The sequence below is a fragment of the Gordonia sp. PvP123 genome, from assembly GCF_040547295.1.
GTDB classification, from domain to species: Bacteria; Actinomycetota; Actinomycetes; order Mycobacteriales; family Mycobacteriaceae; genus Gordonia; species Gordonia terrae.
The window spans coordinates 249,471-274,153 of record NZ_JBEPPN010000005.1 but is presented as its reverse complement, the minus strand read 5'-3'; the positions used below and the strand labels follow the sequence as shown (position 1 = coordinate 274,153).

Here is a 24,683-nt window from a genome sequence, read left to right as displayed (position 1 = left end):
TCGGCACGCCTTTGCCGAGTGGATATCGTGCCGGATTCGATCGGGTCAGGCGGTGACGGTCCGGGCGACGCTTCTCGAGGCCGATGTCCGCGGCGCGACCACCGGTGACAGCGCCAGGGCGATGGTGCCGGTGACCGTGAGATGCGCGGGAACCTCGGCGTGCAGGGTGCGACGATGGCGGGAAAGGTCGACCACGGTGAGGTCGGCCATGGTGGCGCCCGCGAGGTGCGTGCCGGGGAAAGCGACGTCGAGCACCGCGGAGTGCAGGGGGAGAGCGGCGTCGACCTGGACGACGACGCGACCGTGTGCGGCAACCGCGGACGTGATCCGGGTGACAAGGGTGGGGAACCACACCGAGGTCGGGCACAGGGACTGGCAGACCGGTTGGCCCTCGGTGTCGAGGTAGAACGCGATCTTGCGGTGCAGGGATTCTGCGCGGAGCGAGAGATCGCCGGCGACGACATCCGTGCCCGACGCGTGCAGCGTTGTTCCCCACGTTGTCGTCTCGAACGTTCTGGTCACGGTGACACCTTTCAGTGAGGGCAGCATGTCGAACAAGGTCACCGGATCAGATCTACTCCGTGAAACGGTGTCGGGGAACAGATCCTGGCGCTAAGAGTTCGTCAATTCGGCTGCTGCGACGCGAGCATCTCGAGCGCGACGTCCCGAGCGGCGTCGAGTGCATCGGGTTCGACGCCCATGCCGGCGGTCACCAGCGCGCCCTCGTGCAAGATGAACAACCGTTGCGCCAGTGTGTTCCCGTCGGAGACACCGGCATCCGCCGCGATCGAGCGGAGCAGATCCCGTAGCTCGTACTTCTGCCCGACGATGATCGGATAGGCCGGATGGTCGGGATCGCTGATCTCGGCGTGCGCGTTGATCATCGCGCACCCCTTGTGGCCTCGGTCGGCCGACCAGTCCCGCGTGGCGTCGAAGACCGCGGAGAGTTGCGCGCCCGGAGTCGCGTCGGCCGCGTCGAGCCGGGAGCGGAGGAATTCCTGCCAGGTGGCGTTGCGGGCACGTAGGTACTCGACCACCAACTGTTCCTTGGAGCCGAAACGGTCGTAGAGCGTGCGCTTGGTGACGCCTGCCGCCTCCGCGATGGAGTCGACGCCGACCGCATGGATTCCGCGCTCGTAGAACAGCGCGGAGGCCGCGTCCAGGATGAGGCGGGCCTTCGGCGTCCAGTCCACGGTCGCCGGTGCGGCCTCGTGATGAGTGGGCACATGACAAAGACTACACCGATCGGTAAGGTCGGCGAACATGCAGACTTCACAGATCGGTATACCCGCGCGTTGGGCGACGTTTGCGATGTCGGCGGTGTTCGTCATCTGCTGGTCGTCTGGATTCATCGGAGCGAAACTCGGCGCCGGGGCGGCATCGGTGCTCACCGTGCTCATGTGGCGCTTCCTGGTTGTGGCGGTCGTGCTCGGGGGTGTCGTGTACGTCCTGTGGCGGCGGCGTGGTCTGGCGACTATGTCGGCGAGGTGGCTCGGTTCTCAGCTCGTGATCGGGGCCCTCTCGCAAGCGGGTTACACCGTCACCGTGTACTGGGCGATCGCGCTGGGCGTCAGCACCGGCACGACGGCACTGATCGACGGCGTCCAGCCGCTCGTCGTCGCCGCGATGGCTGGGCCGTTGCTCGGGGCGGTCACCCATCGACGCCAGTGGTGGGGACTGCTCGTGGGAGCGGCCGGCGTCGTCGTGGTCACCTGGTCGGACGCGGCATCGTCGGCAGGTGCGCCCTGGTGGGCATACCTGGTTCCGCTGCTGGGGATGGCCGCCCTCGTCGCGGCCACCTTCCTCGAGCGGCGCGTCGACGACTCACCCTCGCCTGTCGTCGTCTTGGCGATCCACTGCGGAGCGTCCGCGGTGATCTTCACCGTGGCAGGGCTTCTCGCGGGCGTGGCGATGCCGCCGGCAGACGGCGCCTTCTGGTTGGCCATCGTCTGGCTGACGGTGCTGTCCACCTTCGGCGGCTACGGGTTGTACTGGGTGCTCCTACGACGATCCGGCGTCACATCGGTGAACACGCTCATGTTCCTCATGCCGCCTGTCACCGCTGTCTGGGGCACCGCGATGTACGGCGAACCCTTCGGCTGGGCAACGGCTCTCGGGCTCGTGATGGCATGCGGCGCCACCTGGGTGGTGAATCGTGCGGCACCGCCGCCCGAGGCACGTGATCGGGGAGAGGCCGAAGCGCGTACGGCAACCGCTGCTCCCTGAGGTCGGGCGTTGCACCTCACCCGGCGGGTTCGTCCGTGCGGTCCCCGTCGGCGCGCCAGGTCACCGTGACCGGGACCTGGTCGTCCCACGGTTGGCGGGTGACGAGGTCGGCGACACGCACGTACCCGCGCTCGAACTCGCCGATCGCCGGGTCGACGAGACGGTACTCCTGCGTCTGACGGTGAATGGGTTGCGCGTCGAGCAGCACGATCCGAACTTCACCGGGCTCGAAATGGCAACGTCGCTGCAGGGATTCGATGAGTTGCTCGTTCGAGAGATGCCCGTCCCCGAAATTCCACCCCATCGCCGTGCTGCAGATGCGTTCGCCGTCGGTGAGGACGTACTGCTCTTCGGGCGTCGGGTGCATCGCTCGGTGCGCCAGCGTGAACAGCGCCCGACCGTGACTGTTGAACGAACGGAACGCATATCCCATGTAGAGCGGGATCTGGGCTGCTTCCGGGCTGCCGTAGAAGCGTTCGAGTTGTGCGGCCGGCATGGACGCGATGGCGACGATGCCCTGCTCGATCTTCGCCGACGCCGACGGTTTGATGCACCACAGGCCGGTGTCCCAGTTGCCGGCGTAGTACCGCATTCCCGGCAGGAACGAGACCTTGCGCGGCATCAGATTCCCGACGACGACAGTGCCTGCGGAGACTGCGAAGAGCAGTATCGGCCAGGGCGATTGGAGATCGGTCAGTCCGATGCCGGGGTGACCGAGGAAGATCGCCACGATCCCGAACATCATGAAGACGTTCCATTCCAACGGAACGCCCATCGGGATCGACGACAGGATGCCGAAGTGGAAGACGAGCATGATGGTCGCCGCGATCGCGGTCACCCATCCGCCGTGCGAGAAGAACAGGACAAGCGGGACGAGGCCCTCGATCGCAGTCGAGAAGTGGGCGATCCACCGCGAACGACGCCCTGGCCTCAGGTCATCGGGGAAGTTCTCGAAGAACTTGCGCTTGATCTTCGGCGACCGCCAGATCGGGTTGTTGGACATCATCGTCGCGATGACGAAGGGGAAGTGTTTGTTCAGCTTCGACGTCGCCGCCCCGAGCCAGATGCAGAGGAATACCAGCTTCGCGGCGATGATCATGTCGACACCGCTGAAGAGGAACGCGACCGTGAACGCGCCGTAGACCTCGCCGCGCGCCGCGAGGAACACGGTCTTGTCGCGCAGACCGATAGCAGCGAGCAAGCCCAGCACGGCCCAGATCTGCCAGCTGGGGAGGACACCGACGGTCGTGTCCAATTCCGGGTTCGCGCCGGAACCCGGGCTGAACAGCGCGATGACGAGGACGACGAGCAGCGCGCCGTAGAGGACGACATCGACCGGACCACGAGAGTCTCCTGCGGTCAACGGGATTCGCGGCCACGGTGGTTGACGGATGGTCTTCGGGCGCAACCAGTAGAGGATCGAACCCAGCGGTGGGAAGAACCGGTTGTTCAGCGGACCGAACCCACATCCGAGGCCCACGACCTCGAACAACATGGTGTAGAGCACGATCTTCTGGAAGACGATCGGCTCGTTGTACCAAGTCGTGACGTCGAAGAAGCCGTCGACGCCGGGGGTGCTGATCACGATGACCCAGCCGATGAGGATGTAGGCGAGGATCTTGCCCACATAGAACAGGTGTAGGGCCACCGGCGTGCCGAACCCGACTTCGGCCCAGTGCCGGGCCATCGGCTTGATCTTTTCCGCGCGAGAGCCCCGGCTCCACGTCGGGAAGTCGATCTCCGGGGTTGTCTGTTTCAGGAATCCCATCGTCGGAGAACCTAGCAAACCAAGTGCTTGCTTGGTGCCGGTTCGGTTGTCTGGGCGACAGCGACCGTTGGGGTGTGAACCGTGGTCTACTGAATGGATGATGTACGTCGTGATTGCCGTCTTCGTGGTGGTCATGGCGGCGGCCCTCGTCGTGCTGCTGGGCATGGCGATCGGCGCGTTCTCGGCGATGTTCACCGGCATGCGTGACGACATCCGCAGCCGGAGGGCGGCCACACGGTCGAAGGCAGGCGGCCCACTCCCGACGCGCGCACCCGAGGAATCCTCGGCGGACCCGTTGGCCGAACTCGCCGACACGCTTCGGGTGGCGCAGGCCCGGCGGTGGGAGTCATGCGAGTCGATTCGACAGCGCCTGGACGTCGATCCCTCCGACGGCGGGGAGGGCGATCCCGGCGGGTTCATCTTCCGAGCCCTGAACATCTGGTGTGGTCGATCGCTCGAGGGGTTCGACGATGGGCCCGACGATGCGGGAGGTCGGGCTCAGGGGTACAGACGAGCCGTGGACGAACTCGACGGCTTCTCGTCCGACCCGATAGGTCAGATCGCATGGACGACCGCGTCGGTTGCCGAACGCATCGACGGTCTCCCCGCGTGGCGCCTCGACTTCTTCGATCGCCACTCGGTGCGCGTCGACCTGAGCGGTGAGGTCACCGCAATCGCGAACGCGGCCGTCGGCCTTCGCGACCAGTTCGCCATTCTCGGCGCCGCGCCGGCGGGGCACCTGGCCGCGGACCCGGAAGTGGTCTCCACTTTTGCCGAGAAGTCACTCCTGCTGTCGGGCCGCCTCGACGAACTGGTCCGGCGCCTGGAGGCGTTCGCCGGTTACGAGCAGATCGTTGCGCAGATCCAGCATCGGCAGGAGAAGCAGGCGTGGCTCGACCGTGTCGGCGGAATCAACGATTTCGAGCATGTCGTCGCCACCGAATGGGATCGGGCGGAGGCCGACCGGGTACGGCACATGGCCGACGAATCGGATGTGCTGGCCTCGATCTACCTCGATGATATTGCGCCGCTGGCGAAGTCGTTGAAGCGCAACTGACCGAGACCGGTCGGTGTGCTCATCGCGGGGCGGTGACGATCTGGAACAAGACCTCCCGGCGGACGACGAAACCCAGTTGCTCGTATAGCCGGATCGCGCTGACATTGCGGGCATCGGCATGAAGAATCGGGGTGTCGCCTCGGTCCCGGATACGGTCTGCCAGATCGAGTACGAGTCGTGAGGCCAGCCCGAGACCGCGAAACTCCGGGTCGGTGCACACGGCGCTGATCTCGGTGTACCCCGGAAGCCTCAGCCGTTCGCCGCCGATCGCGATGAGACGGCCGTTGCGTCGAATCCCGAGATAGGTGCCCATCTCGATGGTGCGAGGACGGAACGGGCCGGGGCGGGTCCGTTCGACCAGATCGGTCATCTCCGGCACATCCGCAGGTGTCAGGGGCACGGCCTCGTCGTCTCGCCGCGTGTCGACGCCTGCATCGATCATCTGTACTCCGGGTAGGTCCATCGTCGTATCCCATTCGGTGGGTGGACGATTGGTGACCACCGGCAAGAACAGGGAACCACCCCGACCGACGAGTTCGGCGGCGTCCGACCAGTCCTGCGCGGTGGGAGAGTCGGGGAGAGCTGCCATGGGGCAGACGTCGGGGTGATACCGCAGAGCCGAACCATGGCGCTGTGCGAAGTGGGCGTGCGGACCGGTGAGCGCGGCGAGAGCCGGATTGTCGAGCAAGGCGTGACCGGTGCTTCCGTGTTCGGGTACCCGTTCGTCGATGATGCGGTCGGTCACACGGTGACGATACGCCCACACGGTGCGAACATCGGTGGTGGCACGTCGGGGTGCGGGATTGCACGTGGGTGTTGAAGCCTGTGGATGTATTCGGGAACGTGATCGGCCCGCGCTGTTACTGTCCGCCGTGTGAATTCGCGCTATCCGCCGGGATACTCTCACCGCCCGAATCCCGGAACTCCCTGGCCCACCCAGCATCCCGGTCCGCATCCCGCCTTCGGCGTCCCGGTGAACCGTACTCCGCCGCCACGGAAGCAGGGGAGCGGATGCATGGTCGCGCTGCTGATCGGTGGTGGAATCGTCCTCGGTGTGGTCGTTCTTGCCGTCGGGCTCATGACGGCGTTCCGTGACGGGCAGAGCGGGGCGGACAGGCAACGAATGTTCGCAGTGGGCGACTGTGTGGTGTGGAACGCGGCGGGGATAGTGTTCGACCGCGTCCCGTGCTCGTCGCAGCGTGCGGTGGACAAGGTCTACGCGGTGGTCGAGCTGACGGAGCTCGCTCGATGTGTCCAGGTGGACGGAGTCGAGCGTGCGGTGACCCTGACGTCGCCGGACCGCGTGGCCCTCTGTGTGGGACCGAAAGACATCGATCCCTCGAAGTCCATCAACAATGTGCAACGGGGCGAGTGCATCTCGTCCGAGGTGCCGCCGCAGCGGCCACGCCGGGTGGCGTGCACCGAGAGCGGGGCGAGGAAGGTCGACGCGCGAGTCGACCACCCGTTGCCACAGAATCATCCCGACGCCAAGCGGGATTGCATCAACGCGGGAGCCGCTGATTCGACGCTGATGTTCTACTACGGGGCCGAGGGAGTGGTGGACGGGAAGCATGAGGCGCATTACCGGTTGCTGTGTCTCTCGGATGCGCGTGGTTGATCATTCGTATCGAAGTCCATGTCGGTGAGGTGCCGTCGAGGGTAAGGGGCTCGATGATGGGTGGACGTTTGGGTGCGCTGTTGGTGGTCGGTGTGCTTGTCTCGGGGTGTTCGACGGTCAATCAGGCGACGTTCGGTCCGACCGAGGAGGTGTCGGCGGAGCGGCTTGCTGAGTTGAACAAGGAGCTTCGTGAGTTGCCGAGTTTGGAGGCGACTCTTGAGGAGTATCGCGGGGTGCGGGCGTCGCTGGTCGAGCAGATCGAGGCGATCGCGCCGGGGGTGCGGTTCGAGTCGACGATGGAGCCTGGCGATCACTATCCGGATGATCGTGAGGGGTGCTCTGGCGAGTGGGTTGAGACCGATGGTTTGAGTGAATATCTCGATTCGCAGGTCTCTAGTGTGCCGATCAGTGAGGAGTCCTGGCCAAGAGCTCTGTCTATCATCCGTGTGGCCGCTCGTGATCTCGACATAACGCACGAGTCGTCGTTCAAGAACTCGCCGGGTAACCGGGAGATTCGGTTCACCAACTCAGAGAACGCCTCGCTGAAGCTCATGTCGTACAAGGCAGCGGTGTTGTCGATCCGTACGCCGTGCCGACTCCCGGAGGGGCCGGCAGTGTCGACACCGCCGGCCGCGCAGCCTCGTTCTCCTGTCGTGGGTGAGAGCTGACGGTGGTGGGTCTGGCTGTGGCGACGAATGGCTCGCGGGTCAGAGATCTAGCAGTCGTGGGGAACCGGTCGACTTGGCGATCCGCTGGCCGGACGTGCTGTCGGTGCGTTCGTAGTGGGCGGCGGCCGCCCGAGTAGCCTGCTCGATGTCGGCCAGTTTGTGTGACAAGTTCCTGGTGAAGCGTTCGGAACGGTCCATGAACTCGTCGAAACCGTGAGATGCACGTGTCGCCCATCCGGCGCGGCATCCGGTCATCTCGGTGTCTCTGCTCTGCAGTTGGGTGTTGGCCACGTCGCCGGTGGTCGAGATCGTGCGAGCTGCCGACCAGAGAGCTTCTGGATCGACCTCGACCCGGTTGGTAGACATCCGACACCCCCGTCGCCAGCATGTACATTCTCTGCAGTGCGGTGAACTCTACCCGAGTCTGCTGCGTTGAATCGGTGTCGGAGGCGGAGGTGTGCCTCGTCGGACAGGGTCAGGGGGCCTGTTGATGCGTGGACGTTTGGTGAGTGCGCTGTTGCTGGTCGGTGTGCTCGTCTCGGGGTGTTCGGCGGTGAACCAGGCCACGTTCGGTCCGACCGAGGAGGTGTCGGCGGAGCGGCTTGCTGAGTTGAACAAGGAGCTTCGTGAGTTGCCGAGTTTGGAGGCGACTCTTGGTGAGTACCGCGAGATGCGGGCGTCGCTGGTTGAGCAGATCGAGGCGATCGCGCCGGGGACGCGATTCGAGTCGACGATGGAGCCTGGCGATCACTATCCGGACGACCGTCGGTCGTGTTCGGGGGAGTGGTTGGACACCGACGGGATGAGCGTAGACCTCGCCATGTGGGTGTCCGACGTGCCCATCGGTGAGGAGGCGTGGCTGAAAGCTGTGGCGATTGTTCGGAACGCTGCCGGCGACCGCGGGATTGACTATGAGTCGGCAATCAACAGCGTGCCGGGTGACCGAGAAATCCGCTTCTCCAACTCACGGAACGCCACGATAAATCTGTCATCGTTCAAGGCTGCGGTGTTGTCGATCCGCACGCCGTGCCGGCTCCCTGATGGGCCGGCGGTACCGACCCCACCCAGTGGGCCGACGGACGCGTCACCCGCAGGTGAGGGCTGGTAGTAATGGATCTGGCCACCATAGACGCGTGGGACACGGGCGCGCTGGACACGATGGCCGACTCACTCGGTAAGCGGGTGACCACGGTTTCAGAGGTTGACGAAGCCCTCCGAACAGTGAGCCGGTTGCCGGGCTGGTATGGCGAGGGAGCAGACTCCGCTCGCCAGCTCTACACCCTGACCGCGGACGACCTCCGCGACGAGGCGGCCGTCCTGGGCGCGGCGCGTCAGCTCGCGGTCGAGACATCCTCGGCGGTCAATCACCTGAAAGGTCGGTTGGCCGGCCTTCGCGCCCAAGCCGCGGGTGCCCGGATGACCATCCATAACGACGGGTCCGTCACCGCGGCGCCGACGCCAGAGCACGACGATGACGAGGCCCGCGAAGGTCTGCGCAAGTCCCTGGAGACAGCGGCAAAAGCGCTGATCACGCAGGCGTCCGACATCGATGGTGACGCCGCCAAGGTGTTCGATGCGATCCGGGACGGCACGATCTCCGCGCACGGAGCGGCCTCAGTAGACGAAGCGATCAAGGCCGGCGCTGACCAGGGCGGACTGACCGCGCTCGAACCACCCAAGGACAAGACTCCGCACGAGGTGAAGGCTTACTGGGACGCATTATCTCCCGAGCAGCAGCAGGAACTGTTGCACGATCGCCCCGAGTTGTTGGGAAATGTCGATGGCATCCCCTCGGCAGTCCGACACGAGGCGAATATGGCCCAACTAGGTCCGGTGCTCAAGCAACTCGAGGACCGTCGTGATCAGCTGAAGAAGCAGATCAAGTTGTGGGGTCTGTTCAGCAACGAGGATGCGGAGCTCGAGCAGGTCGAAAAGAAGATCGACGACGTCATGAAGCTCCAAGAGCTGATCGGCCATGGCGAATGGGATTCCGTGAGCAACCCAGACGGGCGAATGCTCTTGGTGCTGGACATGTTCTCAGGCGAACAAGGTAAGGCTGCAATAGCGCTGGGAAATCCGGATGATGCCGACCACGTGTCGGTGACGACGCCCGGCCTGGATACCAACATTCGTAACAGTTTTGGTTCCATGCTCGACGAGTCTGCAGCACTCCGTCGGCAGACGATCGAGGGGCTGGAAGACGCAGGCCGTGGCCATGAGAAGGTCTCGACAATCTCCTGGCTCGATTTCGAGCCGCCAGACAACGACAGCAGCCGCTTTCCTGGTATCCCCTATCTCGAAGTTGCACAACAGGACCGTGCCAGCGATGGTGCGAGCGACCTCGCGAACTTCTACCGGGCGATCGACGCCACATCGACCAAAGATGATCCGCATATCGTCGCGTTGGGTCATTCCTACGGGTCGCTGACACAGGGACTTGCACTACAGGACCCCGGTGGCCACCCAGTCGATGAGGCCGTTTTCTACGGATCTCCTGGGTTCGAGGCCAACGACGAGCCCGAACTCGGTCTCAAGGACGGGCACGGTTACGTGATGATGGGCACGAGCGACTTCATCGAGCATGTCGGCGGCGGACCGAACGGCCCGGCGCCGGTAGAGACAAAACTCGAGCACCTTGATGTGAACAGCCGGACCACCGCCGACGGCGTCGAACGCGAGGGTGCGTACATCCACTCCGACTATCCCCGGAACGGACAGAACGGTGAGTTGCGGGTGTCCGGTTACCTGATGGCTCGAATTCTGGCCGGTTTGTCCCCGGAGTGAGCGCGGCCCTGGGGCGCCGGAGGTCGATCATCTGCACGCAGTCGATTCAGCTGGTCTCCGGTCGACGCCAGTTGATGTCAGTGCGGGAGAGTGTCGTGATGTTGTTGCGGCCCAACCAGACCGGAGTACTGACTGGTTGCGTGACGTACAGCCCACGGCGTGCCGCGACGACGCGGTCGTACTGGCTCGACCAGTTGATCTCGGCGGCGATCCCGTCGAGTGTCGCACGTCCACGGTCTAGCGCGCGTTGCACGTGGACCGGCGCGGGCAAGCGGTCGGACTTGTTGATGTTGCAACCTTGACAGGCGGTCACGAGATTGGCCAGTCCGTCGATGCCCAGGCGTGACCACGGTAAGACGTGATCTACGTGCCGAAGGCGTGTTGTCGTTGTCCCGCAGTAGAAGCACGACGGGCCGAACCTGTCGACCAGAGCTTCTCCTGCTCGCTGCAGGGATACTCGGTCGGTACCGAAGAGGTGGCCGACCAGGTCCGGACCGTCGTCGAGGATGGCCTTGTTCATTCGACGCACGTCATCCACCCAGGCGAGTTGAAAAGCCGGTTTGAGCAAGGGCGCAAGGCGCGCAAGGGAGAGACAGACACCGGGGAACAGCGTGAGCCTGTTCCCGTGATCGATGACCGCTCTTCGCGAGTCGGTCCCATCCATGAGTCGTCATACAGGAAGCGTTCATTGGTATCGCCAGATGTCAGGTTCTGCAACAGTTTCAGTGGATAGCGGACGAGGGTTCGCTTCACACTGGCATGGGCGATCAAGTACGCGTCCGACTTACGCGAAGCGAAGAGTTCGGCTGTGCCCTGGCGTGGCCCGGTCGTCTGGGACCGCAAGACGGCGACCGCGTCGAAGACGACCCCTCGGCCATCGCTGGATTGACGCAACTGGTTACCGTCGAGGGGTCGCAACTGACGCCAGTACAGTTCGATCACTCGGCTCGTGAGTTCATCCAGGTCGATGTCCACCGGCGCCTCGGTGTTCTCGGGAACGGACTCGACGGCGAGGTCGAGCAGCGCCACGAGTACTGCGAGTTTATATGTTGCTGTGCGCCTTCCGCTCTCGAGAATGGCGACGAGCTTCTGGCCGAGAGCCAAGGGATCAGCGGGGACGGACACCCAAAGAGCTTACGACTCCGCCAGTGGCCGCATGTGTTCGACGACTTTCGCCCAGTTCTCGAATTTTGGCCGGCCGAAATGAATGTGGGTCCCTTGGAAATCTTCGACGCCGCGGGCGGTGCGATCGTCGATGATGAAGTCGCCTCGATTGAGGTTCTTGTGGTGCGAGAGGATCAGTCGCTTGTGGGCGCGGGAGTCCTTCTCGCGACCGAAGTGCATTTTCACCCACAGCAGCTTCTCGGTCCAGGCGAGGGGATTGTCCCAGGGGGCGGTGGACAGGATGTAGGTGTCGAATAGTCGCGACAGGTCGTCGAAGGCTTCGATGGCGCCGGGCATGGGGTCCATCAGAGAGAAGATCCCGGGAACGTCGTCGAGTCGGCCCTCGAATCGTGTGTGCTCAGCTGCGCTGAGCTTGTCTATGCCGGACTGGAAATCGACGAGCGTGTTGTCCATGTCGATGTAAAGAATCTTCTTGGTGGTAACCACCGGCGCCTCTGTCATGATGTGTGACTCCCTCTGCGCTGGATCAGTTGTGACGATGGCTCATTCCTCCGACAACGTTCGGGCCGTGACCACGGTCGAAAAGGGTCTCGAACACCTGACACTCACAGAGTAGGACGGGGGTATGACAGTTTGACCGTTTCGCGTCGGCACCGCACAAGGCTGGGCGGGTGCATGTGATGCACCCCGCCCAGCCTCTTTCGGATCTCGACCAGCAGGTCGCCGAGTCCGAGAACTCCGTAGAACTCAGTTCAAGACGATCTCCACAGGAACGGAGTTGCCGAGGGTGTGCCCGACCGGTGAGCTCGCCTGGACTTTGGCGTGCAGTTCGTCGAGCTTCTCGCGCGGGGCGTCGGAGTCTATGGTGACTGTCGCGGTGATGGACTCGAACCCCGCATGGCCCTCCGCCAGGCCGAGGAAGACGTGGAGGTCGAGGTCGCCTTTCAGATCGATTCGCAGATCCTTGAGTTCGATGCCCGCCGTCGTGGCGTTCGCGGCGTAACCGACGGCCAGGCAGTTGCCCAACGCACCGAGTAGTTGCTCGACGGGGTTGGGCGCCGTGTCGCCGCCCCCGAGCGCGGCGGGCTCGTCGGATGCGATCGGCGAGAAGTTGCGAATCCGGGCCGCCGATGCGAACGAACCGTTCCACTGGACGTGCGCGGCCCACGTCGTCTGAGCCTTGGTGGCGTCGCCCTGGATCGCTTCGACCAGTTGGCCGACGGCGGCGATGTCCACGTCATTGAGGCGGGTGGCGGTCTCGGTCATGGTGCTCCTTCGACGGTCTGGTTGCCGACGAAGCTAGCGGGCGACGCGGTGACCGGCGAGGTTCTGCGTCAGGCTGGGCGGAAGCCTTCACTGTTGTCGCACGGGAGCGCATCCTGCGCGTCCGCAGATCGTGATTCGTAGCGCTGTCGGCCCTGACTGCCAGACTTCAACTCGACTGACAGACCTCGATCGAAGTCTGTCAGTCGAGTTGAAGTCTGGGAGTGGGGGCGAACAGCGGCTGGGTGGTGGCATGAGCGCACCGAACCCGCTACATTGTTCAGCATGCTGAACAATGTCGAGGTGCCTAGCGCGTGCCGCCACTCGCCGAGGACTGAGGGGCGAGTGTGACACCTGCGGAACAGGTCTCGATTCCACTGGCGCTGTTCGACTTCGTGCCGGTGGTCTTCGGTGCTCTTGGGGCATTCATCGTCGCTCGCCGAATCGGCTGGCTCCCTGCGTATGTCGGCGCGACCCTGATCTTTGCCGGTGGATTCGCGAAAGCTACCTGGAAGCTCCTGGCTGCCTCCGACGTTGCTGATATCCCCAGGCTGGCGGATGGGTTGTTTCCACTCATGGGATGCGGGTTTCTGCTGCTCGCGGCAGCTGCGTGGGGAGTCCGCAACCTCGCGGTCGCTCTCCTTCTCATGGGTGTGGCGGCTGTTGGTGTGGCGGTACCGGCGATCGCGGGCTGGTACCTGATCGCGGTGATACTCGGATCGACAGCGCTCTACGCCGCCCTCGCTCGCGATGCGTGGAAGGTCCGTGACGTCACGACGGTGGCGCTGCTCGCCGTGTGCCTGGTGGCGGCTTACACGCTGGGCCCGCTGGCGGGTCGAGAACAGACGCTGTCGCTGCAGTGGCTCGAGCAGTCGATCAACGCGGTCGGCCAGGCAGCTTTCGCGCTCGCCGCTTGGCGGCTGACGCGTGTGGTTCGCTCGGATGCGGCACGGGACGGGACCGGGGTGCTGACGCAGCGCGGCGTCTGACACGGCCCGCCGACTGAGAATATCGCCTGTCTACCAGGTGATTTCGATCTCCAGCTCGGATTCGTCCTCGCCCCGCTCGATCTCGATCTTCAACTGGACCCTGGCCGGGATGTCCACGCGGACGGTCTTGTTGTTCTCCACGAAGGACACTTCGTTGTGTCGCGCGATGGCGTCCGCGAGTTCGTGAATCTTCTTCGCCGCCTCCTCGCGAGTCAGTTCCGTCTTGGTCTTGTGCTCGAACAGTTCGTCGCTCATCAGTCCATCTGAACGGACCGGATGGGTCCGGTCAAGCGACATGCGTGCCGAGAAACGCCGACCCGTGACACGGACACCTTCTGGTCACCCGTGCTTCACGATCCATTGAAAGTGCTGCGCGACCCTGAGGATCATGACCCAACCCGAACGAGTCGGCACCCCGTCACGACGCACGATTCTGCGCACCGCCGCTGCAGGCGCGCTGCTCGTCCCGGTCGGATCGGCGATGGCGGCCTGTGGGTCGTCGAATACTGGTTCGGCGGCGCCGAGCCTGGTCCGGAATCGCCCCGTTCTCACTCATGGAGTGGCCTCCGGGGAGGTCACCAGCGGAGGGGCGCTCGTGTGGGCGCGGTCGGACCGTCCGGCGACCATGATCGTCGAGACGGCGTCGAGCGAAACCTTCAGCAATGCACGGAAACTCCGTGGACCGATGCTCACTCCCGCCGGCGATGGGACCGGCCGACTGCGGGTGGCCGGTCTGGAACCCGGGCAGACCGTGCACTACCGCGTCACTCTCGAAAGTGAGGACGGGGCGCTGTCCGAACCGGTGACCGGCGTCTTCACCACCGCTCCGGTGCGAGAGAGGGACATCAGGTTCCAATGGTCCGGCGACGTGGTCGGTCAGGGGTGGGGAATCAACCCCGACATGGGCGGGATGACCATCTTCGGCACCATGGCCGATCGCGATCCGCAGTTCTTCGTCCACTCCGGCGACGCCATCTACGCCGACAACCCCGTCGAACCGACGCAAGAGCAAAATGACGGCAAGGTCTACCGCAGTATCACCAGCCCGGCGAAGGAACAGGTGGCGCAGACCGTCGACCAGTTCCGCGGGAACTACGCATACAACCTGACGGACCATCATTTTCGACGCTTCGTCGGGTCTGTCCCGCAGCTGGTGCAGTGGGACGATCACGAGGTCGTCAACAATTGGTTCCCGGGCGAGAGCCTCGCGGGGCAGGGGCGCGAGGGTTACACCGAGATGAGCGTCGATGTGTTGGCGCGCAATGGACGTCAGGCCTGGCAGGAATGGCAACCCGTCGAGATCGGCTCCGCTGGTCGTGTGTATCGCAAGGTCTCGTACGGCCCGCTGCTGGACGTCTTCCTCCTCGACATGCGCAGCCACAAGGACCCGAATCCCGATGCCTGGTCGAAAGACAACGCCGACGGTCTTCTCGGTTCCGAGCAGACGCAGTGGCTCATCGACGGACTCCGGGGTTCGCGGGCCACGTGGAAGATCGTCGCCAACGACCTGCCGCTGAGCATCGTCGTGGAGGACAAGAACACGACACCGGCCCATGGCCCGAAGGCGATGGAAGCAGTCGCGCAGGGGGATGACGGTGGCCCGCTCGGTCGAGAGATCGCGTTCTCTCGCATCCTTTCTCAGACGAGGGACGTTCAGAACATGGTGTTCCTCACCGCCGATGTCCACTACGCCGCCGCGATCTCCTACGAGCCCGACCGCGCGGGCTTCCAGGACTTCTCGCCGTTCTGGGAGTTCGTGGCCGGACCACTGCACGCCGGAGCGTTCCCCGAGAGTCCGCTGGACCGTACATTCGGCGCCGAGTACGAGTTCGTTCACGCGCCGACGGAGTCGAATGTGTCGCCGGCCGAGGGATTCCAGCACTTCGGCGAGGTCACGATCGACGGCAGGACCAAGGTGCTGAGTGTGACTCTGGTCGACGCATCGGGAAAGGACCTGTACCGAAAGGACCTCGAGCCGGCGTCGTGACGACCCGTTGACAGAGTGCGGGATTCGTCCCGGAATCCGGTGCCTGTTCCGCACTCTCGGGAGCGCTCACTAGCTCAACGGCCGCAGGAACTCACCGGTCACGTCGACGGCGGGGGCCGACGACCCGCCGCCCACGACCAAGGTTGCGAACGCCAGGTCCCCGACGATCCCGGCGAACCAGCCATGCGGGTTCTTGTTGTTACCGTACTCGGCGGTGCCGGTCTTGCCGCCCAAGCCGGGAATGTCCCGGAGTGCGGTGGCCGTACCGCTAATGACCGTGTCACGCATCATGCCCCGAAGTGCACGAGTGACATCGTCCGAGATCTGTTGCGGTTCGATGTCTCCCGTCGTTCGCTGACCCTGAACCAAGCTGGGGACGACGGTTTCGCCGCGCGCGAGACTAGCCTCGGCGAGCGCAAGGCCGAAGGGGCTCACGGTCACCGTGCCCTGACCGATGCCGTTCTCGACACGTAGCGCGGGGGAGTCGGCTCTGGGTACCGAGCCGGTCACAGTCGTCAGGCCCGGAATGGTGTAATCCGCGCCGATGCCGAAGCGGCGCGCCATCGTGGTCAGGGCGTCGTCGGAGAGCTTGTTCGCGAGTGCGCCCATCGTCGTGTTGCACGACCGTGCGAACGCGGTGGGCAGTGGCACGGTCCCCAGGTCGAAGTCATCCTCATTCGGGATGGTCCGCCCCTCGATGGTGGCGCGACCGGGGCAGCGGACCTGCGAACCGACCTGCACCGCATCGGCATCGAGCGCAGCGGCGGTCGTGATGGTCTTGAAGGTCGAACCCGGTGGATAAAGGCCGGACAGCGACACCGACCCCGACTTGTCGGCGGCGCCGTTTTGTGCGACGGCGACGATGCCCCCGGTCGAGGGCTTGATTGCGACGATCATGGCTGGGCGTCGGTCACCGTCGACGGCGAGCTGAGCCCGGGTCTGGATATCCCGGTCGATGGTGGTTCGCACCGGCGGTGTCGGACCGGGCTGAGCCGAATCCACCAGGTGGGTGGGAGTGCCCTCGGCGTCGACTATCTGAACCGACCACCCGGCCGTGGCGTCGATCGCCGTGCGCCAGATGTCCTCGAGTCCCGACATCGCCGGCGAGTGGAGAGCTTTCGTCGCGCTGAGGAGCGCGCCCTGCTCGGTGAGCGTGACGCCGGGGATGGCTGCCACGTCGCGCTTCACCCGGCCGATGTCGGAGTCGCGGAGTCGGATGACCGTGTGTTGCGGAGCGTCGTTGCCCTCGAAGCTCGCGCGGATCCCGGCTGCCGTCATCCCGGGTTCGACAGGCCGGAGCGCACGCGCGAGTGTGGCTGCCGAATTGAGTTGGGCGCGCGACAGGCTCACCAGCGTCACGGGTTGCCACGTCATGAGGGGTCGACCGTTGGAGTCGAGCACCGGGGTTCGGTATGCGCGATCGTCGCTGTAGGAGAACGATTCTCCGGCACTGAGCTGCCGGTGCATCACCGACGGCTGCCACCGGACCCGCCACTGCGAATTCGACTCCACGAGCGTCACAGAGGTCTGATATTCGACACTGCGGTCCCGGATCTGCCAACGATGATCGAGCGAACCGCTGACCTCCTTGTCGTCGACGAGGCTGCCGGTCACCGAGAGTTTCGGCGTCTGACCCATGCCGTCGAACACCGCTGCGATCGCCGCGCCTGCCGCTGCCGGATCGTCGGTGAGCGCCGCAGCACCGGTGGCATCACCCTTCTGCAGAGCAGCGGCGAACGACCGCAACGCATCCTCCGGCGAGTCCGAGGTCAGGAAGCACCCCGACACCGTGCCCACGATCACCGCACATGCACTCAGGAGTGCCCACCAACGACGCATGTCCGCAAGCCAACCCATCGGGCCACCGTGACGCAAAGTTTCGGCACGCGATAGGACGATAGTGATTCGCTATCGCCGCTGTTGGGACGCCCCATCAACCTCCGTCATCGGGCGTCCGCAATTCGGTGACGACGGCGCGCGCGACCGACCCGATCGCACGATCGACCTCCGGTAGGGCCATCTCGGATCTCGCACTCATCGTGAACACCGCGATCGCGACCGGCAGCTCGCCGGGGAACTCGACGACCCCGACCTCGTTGCGGACGGCGACGAGCGTGCCCGTCTTTCCCGCGACGCTGACTCGTCGGAACGGAAACCCCGACGCGAGTCGCGAAGTGAACACCTGCTTCCTCATCGTCTGGCGGACGAACTCGCACGATGGTGCGGACGCTGCGCGATCGGTCCAGACCGCGTCGAGCAGGGTCGTGCAGTCGCGCGGTGTCGCGGAGCTGGAGTAGGCGGCGTCGTAGGCGCTGACCGACGCGTCGAGATCGGGATCGGCCAGTGCGGCGAATGCCTCGGCGACCGTACTCGTGCCGGTCTCCCGCTGCAGACGTTCGTGCAGTTCGGCGACACCTCCGACGATCCGGGTGTTCGTCAGGCCCAGTTCGACGAGATCGTCTCGGACCTGCTGCAATCCGATCTGGGCAAGGATGACGTCGGCGGCGACATTGTCGGACACGGTCATCATCGACGTTGCGAGGTCACGCCAGGACAAGGTCACCGGATCCACGAAGAGCGCGAGTCCGGTCGGGCCCTGAGCCCAACGGGTGGGATCGACGGTGACCGACGCGGAGAGATCGATGTCGCCGCGATCTGCCATGCGGCACAAAGAGATCAGCACGGCCAATTTGTAGACCGACGCGAGGACGACCGGCGTGTCGGCGTCGTGGCAGTACTCGATGGGCGTCGGGCCGATCGTCCGAACATGCACACAACCAGAACAACCTGCGTCGGCGAAAGACTCGCGGACAACCCGATCGAGTTCGGTACGGACGGACTCGGGCAGGGTCGACGATGCGCTCACGAGGCCTTGCCGATCCGGTAGAGGGCAGCGGTGACGACTTCGGCCACCTCGCCGAGGCCGGGTTCGCGATACACGACCCGAAGGCGCAGGGCGGTGGCGTCCCGGCCGATGGGAACGCAGCCGACGGCCTCGACCGCGGCGAGGGCGTCACGATCGGCGGTGAGCGCGAAGGCGTGCCCGGCGGCGACCGCCGCCAGCACCTGATCGGCCGAGGTCACCGGATGCAACTGCGGGTCGAGTCCCGACTCGCGGAGCCGGTCGATCAGCTGGTCGTGTGCCGGCGGGTTGAACGATCGCGGCGTGTGGCAGAACCGCAAGTCGGCCAGTTGCCGCAGGCGCGGCCGGTCGGTAGATGCCACCGGGTGCGTTGCAGGCACCACCACCGAACGCTTGAGTACGACGACCGGCCCGACCCCCAACGAGCCGGTGACACAGGGTGCTTCGACGACGGCGAGGTCGATGGTACCTGCCGAGACCTGTTCGATGAGGTTCACTGTCGAGGCGCTGACGGAGTCCTGCCCTGATGTCACACCTGCGATGCGCTGTGCCAGAGTGGCCGTGATCGTCGAGCCGACGAGTGATGCAGCACCCCAACGTAATACCTCAGTTCGTTCGTGGAGTCGACGGGCTTCGCCGAGGAACCTCGAGGCGTCGTCGATGAGCAGTCGGGCTCGGGGTAGGAGTTCGCGGCCGGCGTCGGTCAGCTCGGCGCCGCGCGTGGTGCGTCGGATGAGCTGCAGACCCAACTGCTTTTCCAGACGCCGCAGTCCCTGCGACACCGGCGGCTGCGTCATCTCCAGGCGGGCCGCAGCCTCGCCGAAATGGCCCTCCTCGGCCACGGCGACGAAGAACCGCAGGTGCCTGATCAGATCCACGCGTTCCAGGATGGCATGGTCGACCTGCGATGGTGCCGGCCGAGCGGTGGACGAGTGTCTTCCGCGAACGCTGTACCGACGCCGTGGTGCGGCCTTTGACGGGGCAGTTTGTGCCGTATAGCGGACACAACTGCCCCAACCGCGGCCGTCAGCGCAGGAACACCGCGGCGGATTCCGCGAGATCGAGCAGCGGTTGGGGGAAGACACCGAGCGCCACCGTCACCAGCGTGCACAGGGCGATCCCGGAGGTCGTCAGCACGCTCGGCTTCACCACATGCGGGGCGCCGGTGGTGGGGACGTCGTCGAAGAAGACGGCCACGATGATGCGGATGTAGACGTAGGCGGCGATCGCGCTACTGATGACGCCGACGACCACGAGCACGCCGCCGCCGGAGCCGGCGGCTGCGGCGAAGACGTCGAACTTGGCGATGAAACCGCTGGTCAGGGGGATGCCCGCGAACGAGAGCAGGTAGACCGCGAACATGGCGCCCACCAACGGGTATCGGCGTCCCAACCCCGACCATTGGGTGAGGTCGGTGGCCTCCCGGCCGGACAGGTGCGGGTTCCGTGGGGCGGGTGTCGTGCCGTGGACGGCGGCGCTGCGAGCGGAGGTCCCGGCGGCGGAGTCGGGTTCGCGGATCACCGCGACGGTCGCGAAGGCGCCGAGAGTGGTGAACGCGTAGGCGGCGAGGTAGAAGAGCGTGGCGCCGAGACCGGCCTCGTCGAAGGCGATCAGGCCGAGCAGGATGAACCCGGCGTGTGCGATGGACGAGTACGCGAGCATCCGCTTCACGTCGTTCTGGGTCACCGCCATCACCGAGGCGATGACCATCGAGGCGATCGCCACCGCCCACAACGCGGGCTCCCACTGCTCGCGGAGCCCCTCGAAGCCGACGTAGAACACGCGCAGCAGCGCCCCGAAGGCGGCGACCTTGGTCGCTGCGGCCATGAACGCGGTGACCGGCGTCGGCGCGCCCTGGTAGACATCGGGAATCCACGAATGGAACGGCACCGCACCCACTTTGAAGAGCAGGCCCACGGCGAGCAGTGCCAGCCCGATGAGGGCCAGCGTGGTGTCGCCACCGCTGTCGGCAGTCGCGGAGATCGACGCACCGATCGTCGAGAGGTTGAGCGAACCGGTGGCGCCGTAGACGAATGCCGAACCGAACAGGAAGAACGCCGACGAGAACGCGCCCAGCAGGAAGTACTTCAGCGAGGCCTCCTGCGAGATGAGGCGCCGTCGCCGCGCAAGTCCACACAGTAGGTACAACGGGAGCGAGAACACCTCCAGCGCCACGAACATCGTGAGCAGGTCGCCGCATGCCGGGAACAGCATCATCCCACCCACCGCGAGCAGTGCCAGGGGAAAGACCTCGGTGGTGACCGCGCCGGCGCGGGTGGCCTCGAACTCGGCGTCGGTGTTGGGCACCGACGCCCCGGACGGGGTGAACATGTCGGCGTCGACGCCACCGCCGGCCGGGCCGCCGGTGGTGATGCCGTTGCCGGTCGACGGTCCATCCGGTCCGCCGACCCCGGCGAGCTTGCGCATCGTCACGGGCGCCACGACCCGCTCGAGGCGACGCTCGGCCATGAACCCGACCGCGACGATCGCGATGATCATCAGCAGCCCTTGCAGATACAGGGTCGGGCGGTCGATCACGACCGCGCCGGACATAGCGAACTCGCCGTTCGCGCCGTCGTGCGTCTGCGCGATCGTCACCGTGACCAGCACGGCGAGGCCGACGATCAGTGCGCCCAGTGAGAGCGACAGTTGCAGTGGGTATCGCAGTCGGCTGGGCGCGAAGGCTTCGACGAGCACCCCGATGACGCCGGCGCCGAACACGATGAGCATCGGCGACAGTGACGCGTATTCGACGCTGGGGGTGGCGATGGCGGCGAGCGTCATCGGACCGTCGGTGAGGGTTGTCGGGTTCATCAGTTGCCCTCCGCATCCGGTTCGGCCACCGCTGGTTCGGGCGCCTCGACGCCGACTGTGGTGAGAGTTGCCTGCACCGCGGGATCGATCAGGTCGATCATCGGCTTCGGGTACACCCCCAGCGCGATGAGCAGCGCGAGCAGCGGGGCGACGACCACCAGTTCACGTCCCGCCAGGTCGCGCATCGACGACCCTCGGACATCAGGTGCCTTCGGCGGTCCGCCCATCATGCGTTGATAGGTCCACAGGATGTAGATCGCCGAGAGGACGAGCGCCGAACAGGCGACCACTGCGGCGACCGGATAGCGGGTGAATGTGCCGATGAGGACCAGGAACTCGCTGATGAACGGTGCGAGACCGGGGAGGGAGAGAGTGGCGAGTCCGGCGACGAGGAAGGTGCCCGCGAGGACCGGCGCGACCTTCTGTACCCCGCCGTAGTCGGCGATCAAGGTGCTCCCGCGCCGGGACACCAGGAACCCGGCGATGAGGAACAGTGCGGCGGTCGAGATCCCGTGGTTGACCATGTAGAGGGCGGAGCCGGTCTGGCCCTGGTCGGTCATCACGAAGATGCCGAGGATGATGAAGCCGAAGTGGGAGATCGACGTATAGGCGATCAGCCGCATCACGTCGGTCTGGCCGATCGCCAGCACCGCGCCGTAGACGATGCTGACCACCGCCAGCCCACAGACGAGCGGAGCGAAATACTGTGACGCGTCCGGGAACAGCTGCATGCAGAATCGCAGCATCGCGAAGGTCCCGACCTTGTCCATCACGGCCATCATCAGTACCGCCGAGGCCGGAGTCGCCGCGATCGCGGCGTCGGGCAGCCACGAATGCAGCGGCCACAGCGGCGCCTTGACCGCGAACGCGAACAGGAAGCCGAGGAACAGCAGCTTGGCCAGTCCGGTCGAGTCGTCGATCTGTCCGCTCGCGACAGCGGCTGCGATGTCCGGCAGTGCGAAGGTTCCGCCACCGTCCGCACCGACTCCGTTCTGGGCGGTCACCACGTAGAGTCCGATCACCGCGGCCAGCAGAACGAGGCCACCGAAGAGGTTGTACAGCAGGAACTTCACCGCGGCCGCCGACCGGTTGGGTCCGGTGCCGAACCCGCCGATCAGGAAGTACATCGGGATGAGCATCGCCTCGAAGAAGATGTAGAACAGCAGCACGTCGAGCGCGACGAAGCTCATCAGCACCATCGCCTCGGTCGCGAGGAACAGCGCCAGGTAGATGTGCGGGCCCTTCTGTGCGCGGCCGCCCGAATTGTCCAGCGAGCCCGACGATTCGACGTCGCGCCAGCCGGCGACGAGCAGAAGTGGCAGGAGCGCCGCGGTCAGCAGTATCAAGACCAGCCCGATGCCGTCGAGCCCCAATCCGTACCGCGTACCCAACGCCGGTATCCAGCTGACGTCCTCCACGAACTGGTACCGCTCGCCGTCCGGATCGAAACCGATCGCGAGACCGATCGACAGGGCGAGAACGGCCACGGACACCACGAGCGCGAACCACTTCGCCGCGGTCACCCGATGTGCCGGGACTGCGAGGACGAGCGCGGCGCCGACCGCGGGCGCGACCCAGAGGACGGTCAGCCAGGGGATGCTCACAGGACGTTCACCGCCATCACCAGGGCGACGATCACAGTGGTGCCGGCGAACATCGACAGGGCATAGGACCGGACATATCCGTTCTGCCACCCGCGTATTCGTCTCGACGCGCCGATCACCGCATCACCGACGCCGCTGGTGAGCGCGTCGACGCCGTCGGACTCGACTGCGACGAGGCCGGCGGTGACCCGCTGACCCGGCCGCATCAGCAGCTCTTCGTTGACGGCGTCGCCGTACAGATCGAGTCGGGCGGCGACGGTGAGCACGGACACGTCCTCGGGTGCGGTCACCGGCACCGGCCGAGTCGCGTATCGACGGTAGGCGACAGCCACGCCGACGGCGACCACGAGCAGGATGATCGCCGTCATGGCCCACACCGGGATGAGGTGGTGCGGGGTGTGTTCGCCGACAACGGGTTCGAGCCACGTCTCCAGCGATCCGCCGATGGCCAGGAGGCCGCCCGAGGCGATGGACCCGAGTGCGATCAGGATCATCGGGCCGGTCATGACCCGCGGCGACTCGTGCGGGTGCGGTGCCGGCGAGTCCGTGCCGTCGTGCCAGCGCTTCTCGCCGAAGAAGGTGAGCAGCATGACCCGGGTCATGTAGAAGGCGGTGATCCCGGCACCGAGGAGTGCAGCGCCACCGAGGATCAGTCCCTTTGCCCCACCGGCACCGAACGCCGCCTCGATGATGTGATCCTTCGAGTAGAAGCCGGCGAACGGCGGCACCCCGATGATGGCGAGGTACCCGACGCCGAAGGTGACGAACGTGATCGGCATGAGGGTGCGCAGGCCACCGTAGCGGCGCATGTCGGTCTCGTCGTTCATCCCGTGCATCACCGAACCCGCGCCGAGGAACAGGCCTGCCTTGAAGAATCCGTGGGTCAGCAGGTGCAGGATGGCGAATGCGTAGCCCGCCGGCCCGAGCCCGGCGGCCAGGACCATGTACCCGATCTGACTCATCGTCGACGCGGCGAGCGCCTTCTTGATGTCGTCCTTCGCGCAACCGATGATCGCGCCGAACAACAGGGTGACCGCGCCGACGACCACGACCCCGACCTGGGCGGCGGGGGCGAGGTCGAAGATCGGACCCGAGCGGACGATGAGGTAGACGCCCGCGGTCACCATGGTCGCGGCGTGGATCAGCGCCGACACCGGGGTCGGTCCCTCCATTGCGTCGCCCAGCCAGGACTGCAGCGGCACCTGTGCCGACTTGCCGCACGCGGCGAGGAGCAACACGAAACCCAGTGCGGTGAGGGTGCTCTCGCCCGCCTGGGAGGCGCTGCCGAACACCGCGGTGAAGGCCACCGAGCCGAACGTGGCGAACATGATCATGAGGGCGACGGCCAGCCCGATGTCGCCGACCCGGTTGACGACGAAGGCCTTCTTGGCCGCGGTGGCCGCCGACGGCTTGTGCTGCCAGAAGCCGATCAGCAGGTAGGACGCGAGGCCGACTCCTTCCCAGCCGAGGTAGAGGCCCAGATAGTTGTCGGCCAGGACGAGGACGAGCATGGCCGCGAGAAACAGGTTGAGGTAGGCGAAGAATCGACGACGATCGGGATCGTCCTGCATGTATCCGATCGAGTAGACGTGGATGAGTGAACCGACGCCGGTGATCAGGAGGACGAAGCACATCGACAGCTGATCGAGGAGAAGTCCGAAGTCGACCTGCAGCTCGCCCACCGGTACCCAACTGAACAGGATGTCCGACACGGCGCGGTCGTCGGCGCCACGAGAGACCATGCCGACGAACATGATCAGCGCGACCGCGAACGACGCGATCGCGAGGACCGTGCCGAGCAGGTGCCCCCACCGGTCGGTGACCCTGCCGCCGAGGAGAAGGATCGCGGCGCCGAGCAGCGGCAGTGCCGGGATCGACCAGAGCAGTGACGCAGTGAGTTCGGTGTTCACCAATCCT

22 protein-coding genes and 1 pseudogene are annotated in these 24,683 nt (G+C 65.4%); 8 read left to right on the top strand and 15 right to left on the bottom strand.

Annotation, left to right across the window (positions count from 1 at the left end; translation table 11 throughout):
- Positions 1–45: 45 nt before the first annotated feature.
- Positions 46–522 carry a hypothetical protein gene (locus ABIC25_RS11630; protein ID WP_239402063.1) on the bottom strand — a complete coding sequence of 159 codons (477 nt, stop codon included), beginning with the start codon at positions 520–522 and terminating at the stop codon, positions 46–48.
- 101 nt (positions 523–623) lie between these two features.
- Positions 624–1,193, bottom strand: coding sequence for a TetR/AcrR family transcriptional regulator (locus ABIC25_RS11625; protein ID WP_239402188.1), 570 nt, complete (start codon positions 1,191–1,193; stop codon positions 624–626).
- 70 nt (positions 1,194–1,263) lie between these two features.
- Between ABIC25_RS11625 and ABIC25_RS11620 the strand changes: the two genes are divergently transcribed.
- Entirely contained in the window at positions 1,264–2,226 is a 963-nt protein-coding gene (locus ABIC25_RS11620) for a DMT family transporter (RefSeq protein ID WP_239402061.1), read from the top strand.
- A 16-nt stretch (positions 2,227–2,242) separates the two neighbouring features.
- Here ABIC25_RS11620 and ABIC25_RS11615 read toward each other — a convergent pair whose 3' ends face one another.
- Entirely contained in the window at positions 2,243–3,994 is a 1,752-nt protein-coding gene (locus ABIC25_RS11615; protein WP_354561513.1) for a DUF3556 domain-containing protein, read from the bottom strand.
- A 97-nt stretch (positions 3,995–4,091) separates the two neighbouring features.
- Here ABIC25_RS11615 and ABIC25_RS11610 point away from each other — a divergent pair, with 97 nt between their 5' ends.
- Positions 4,092–5,051 carry a hypothetical protein gene (locus ABIC25_RS11610; protein ID WP_354561511.1) on the top strand — a complete coding sequence of 320 codons (960 nt, stop codon included), beginning with the start codon at positions 4,092–4,094 and terminating at the stop codon, positions 5,049–5,051.
- 19 nt (positions 5,052–5,070) lie between these two features.
- On the opposite strand, the gene ABIC25_RS11605 is transcribed toward ABIC25_RS11610, so the two are convergent.
- Positions 5,071–5,796: a GNAT family N-acetyltransferase gene (locus ABIC25_RS11605; RefSeq protein ID WP_354561510.1), complete on the bottom strand. Its 726-nt coding sequence runs from the start codon at positions 5,794–5,796 to the stop codon at positions 5,071–5,073.
- Between the two features lie 270 nt (positions 5,797–6,066).
- Here ABIC25_RS11605 and ABIC25_RS11600 point away from each other — a divergent pair, with 270 nt between their 5' ends.
- Both ABIC25_RS11600 and ABIC25_RS11595 read left to right on the top strand, forming a co-directional pair.
- Positions 6,067–6,669 (top strand): hypothetical protein, encoded by a 603-nt coding sequence (locus tag ABIC25_RS11600; RefSeq protein ID WP_354561508.1) that lies wholly within the window; start codon positions 6,067–6,069, stop codon positions 6,667–6,669.
- Positions 6,666–7,337: an LppA family lipoprotein gene (locus tag ABIC25_RS11595; protein ID WP_354561506.1), complete on the top strand. Its 672-nt coding sequence runs from the start codon at positions 6,666–6,668 to the stop codon at positions 7,335–7,337. The genes ABIC25_RS11600 and ABIC25_RS11595 overlap by 4 nt, the downstream gene beginning before the upstream one ends.
- Before the next feature lie 39 nt (positions 7,338–7,376).
- Here the strand turns inward: ABIC25_RS11595 and ABIC25_RS11590 are convergent, their stop codons facing one another.
- The gene (locus ABIC25_RS11590; RefSeq protein WP_354561505.1) at positions 7,377–7,703 is read right to left on the bottom strand and encodes a WXG100 family type VII secretion target; all 327 of its coding nucleotides are present in this window, start codon (positions 7,701–7,703) and stop codon (positions 7,377–7,379) included.
- A 139-nt stretch (positions 7,704–7,842) separates the two neighbouring features.
- Here ABIC25_RS11590 and ABIC25_RS11585 point away from each other — a divergent pair, with 139 nt between their 5' ends.
- Both ABIC25_RS11585 and ABIC25_RS11580 read left to right on the top strand, forming a co-directional pair.
- Positions 7,843–8,445 (top strand): LppA family lipoprotein, encoded by a 603-nt coding sequence (locus ABIC25_RS11585; protein WP_354561503.1) that lies wholly within the window; start codon positions 7,843–7,845, stop codon positions 8,443–8,445.
- A gap of 2 nt (positions 8,446–8,447) precedes the next feature.
- Positions 8,448–10,121 (top strand): alpha/beta hydrolase, encoded by a 1,674-nt coding sequence (locus ABIC25_RS11580; protein ID WP_354561501.1) that lies wholly within the window; start codon positions 8,448–8,450, stop codon positions 10,119–10,121.
- A 46-nt stretch (positions 10,122–10,167) separates the two neighbouring features.
- Here the strand turns inward: ABIC25_RS11580 and ABIC25_RS11575 are convergent.
- The 3 genes and pseudogenes from ABIC25_RS11575 to ABIC25_RS11565 form a co-directional block, all read right to left on the bottom strand.
- Positions 10,168–11,246 (bottom strand): annotated as a pseudogene (locus ABIC25_RS11575) (HNH endonuclease).
- Between the two features lie 9 nt (positions 11,247–11,255).
- Complete coding sequence (locus tag ABIC25_RS11570; RefSeq protein ID WP_354561500.1) at positions 11,256–11,747, bottom strand: 5' nucleotidase, NT5C type; 492 nt, start codon at positions 11,745–11,747, stop codon at positions 11,256–11,258.
- Between the two features lie 246 nt (positions 11,748–11,993).
- Complete coding sequence (locus tag ABIC25_RS11565) at positions 11,994–12,512, bottom strand: OsmC family protein (RefSeq protein WP_354561498.1); 519 nt, start codon at positions 12,510–12,512, stop codon at positions 11,994–11,996.
- A 344-nt stretch (positions 12,513–12,856) separates the two neighbouring features.
- Here ABIC25_RS11565 and ABIC25_RS11560 point away from each other — a divergent pair, with 344 nt between their 5' ends.
- Complete coding sequence (locus ABIC25_RS11560; protein ID WP_354561496.1) at positions 12,857–13,498, top strand: hypothetical protein; 642 nt, start codon at positions 12,857–12,859, stop codon at positions 13,496–13,498.
- A gap of 30 nt (positions 13,499–13,528) precedes the next feature.
- Here ABIC25_RS11560 and ABIC25_RS11555 read toward each other — a convergent pair whose 3' ends face one another.
- A complete protein-coding gene (locus ABIC25_RS11555) occupies positions 13,529–13,753 on the bottom strand; it encodes an amphi-Trp domain-containing protein (protein WP_004021534.1) in 225 nt (74 codons plus the stop codon).
- Between the two features lie 133 nt (positions 13,754–13,886).
- Between ABIC25_RS11555 and ABIC25_RS11550 the strand changes: the two genes are divergently transcribed.
- A complete protein-coding gene (locus ABIC25_RS11550; protein ID WP_354561495.1) occupies positions 13,887–15,485 on the top strand; it encodes an alkaline phosphatase D family protein in 1,599 nt (532 codons plus the stop codon).
- A gap of 69 nt (positions 15,486–15,554) precedes the next feature.
- Here ABIC25_RS11550 and ABIC25_RS11545 read toward each other — a convergent pair whose 3' ends face one another.
- From ABIC25_RS11545 to nuoL, 6 genes are all read right to left on the bottom strand, one after another.
- Positions 15,555–17,324 (bottom strand): penicillin-binding transpeptidase domain-containing protein, encoded by a 1,770-nt coding sequence (locus tag ABIC25_RS11545; protein ID WP_354561672.1) that lies wholly within the window; start codon positions 17,322–17,324, stop codon positions 15,555–15,557.
- Positions 17,325–17,418: 94 nt separating this feature from the next.
- Positions 17,419–18,351: a serine hydrolase gene (locus ABIC25_RS11540; protein WP_354561494.1), complete on the bottom strand. Its 933-nt coding sequence runs from the start codon at positions 18,349–18,351 to the stop codon at positions 17,419–17,421.
- On the bottom strand, positions 18,348–19,226 hold the full coding sequence (locus ABIC25_RS11535) for a LysR family transcriptional regulator (protein ID WP_354561493.1): 879 nt from the start codon (positions 19,224–19,226) through the stop codon (positions 18,348–18,350). The genes ABIC25_RS11540 and ABIC25_RS11535 overlap by 4 nt, the downstream gene beginning before the upstream one ends.
- Positions 19,227–19,374: 148 nt before the next feature.
- Positions 19,375–21,162 carry an NADH-quinone oxidoreductase subunit NuoN gene (nuoN, locus tag ABIC25_RS11530; protein ID WP_354561492.1) on the bottom strand — a complete coding sequence of 596 codons (1,788 nt, stop codon included), beginning with the start codon at positions 21,160–21,162 and terminating at the stop codon, positions 19,375–19,377.
- Positions 21,162–22,766 carry an NADH-quinone oxidoreductase subunit M gene (locus ABIC25_RS11525; protein WP_354561491.1) on the bottom strand — a complete coding sequence of 535 codons (1,605 nt, stop codon included), beginning with the start codon at positions 22,764–22,766 and terminating at the stop codon, positions 21,162–21,164. The genes nuoN and ABIC25_RS11525 overlap by 1 nt, the downstream gene beginning before the upstream one ends.
- A complete protein-coding gene (gene nuoL / locus ABIC25_RS11520) occupies positions 22,763–24,676 on the bottom strand; it encodes an NADH-quinone oxidoreductase subunit L (RefSeq protein ID WP_354561489.1) in 1,914 nt (637 codons plus the stop codon). Before nuoL ends, ABIC25_RS11525 begins: the two co-directional genes overlap by 4 nt.
- Positions 24,677–24,683: the final 7 nt, after the last annotated feature.

What these genes read in the sequence shown, in the direction of transcription:
- ABIC25_RS11615 (WP_354561513.1), bottom strand. Translation starts at nt 3,994, where the DNA reads ATGGGATTCCTGAAACAGACAACCCCGGAGATCGACTTCCCGACGTGG.
- ABIC25_RS11600 (WP_354561508.1), top strand. Translation starts at nt 6,067, where the DNA reads ATGGTCGCGCTGCTGATCGGTGGTGGAATCGTCCTCGGTGTGGTCGTT.
- ABIC25_RS11610 (WP_354561511.1), top strand. Translation starts at nt 4,092, where the DNA reads ATGATGTACGTCGTGATTGCCGTCTTCGTGGTGGTCATGGCGGCGGCC.
- ABIC25_RS11565 (WP_354561498.1), bottom strand. Translation starts at nt 12,512, where the DNA reads ATGACCGAGACCGCCACCCGCCTCAATGACGTGGACATCGCCGCCGTC.
- ABIC25_RS11570 (WP_354561500.1), bottom strand. Translation starts at nt 11,747, where the DNA reads ATGACAGAGGCGCCGGTGGTTACCACCAAGAAGATTCTTTACATCGAC.
- ABIC25_RS11590 (WP_354561505.1), bottom strand. Translation starts at nt 7,703, where the DNA reads ATGTCTACCAACCGGGTCGAGGTCGATCCAGAAGCTCTCTGGTCGGCA.
- ABIC25_RS11555 (WP_004021534.1), bottom strand. Translation starts at nt 13,753, where the DNA reads ATGAGCGACGAACTGTTCGAGCACAAGACCAAGACGGAACTGACTCGC.
- ABIC25_RS11550 (WP_354561495.1), top strand. Translation starts at nt 13,887, where the DNA reads ATGACCCAACCCGAACGAGTCGGCACCCCGTCACGACGCACGATTCTG.
- ABIC25_RS11620 (WP_239402061.1), top strand. Translation starts at nt 1,264, where the DNA reads ATGCAGACTTCACAGATCGGTATACCCGCGCGTTGGGCGACGTTTGCG.
- nuoN (WP_354561492.1), bottom strand. Translation starts at nt 21,162, where the DNA reads ATGAACCCGACAACCCTCACCGACGGTCCGATGACGCTCGCCGCCATC.
- ABIC25_RS11545 (WP_354561672.1), bottom strand. Translation starts at nt 17,324, where the DNA reads ATGCGTCGTTGGTGGGCACTCCTGAGTGCATGTGCGGTGATCGTGGGC.
- ABIC25_RS11580 (WP_354561501.1), top strand. Translation starts at nt 8,448, where the DNA reads ATGGATCTGGCCACCATAGACGCGTGGGACACGGGCGCGCTGGACACG.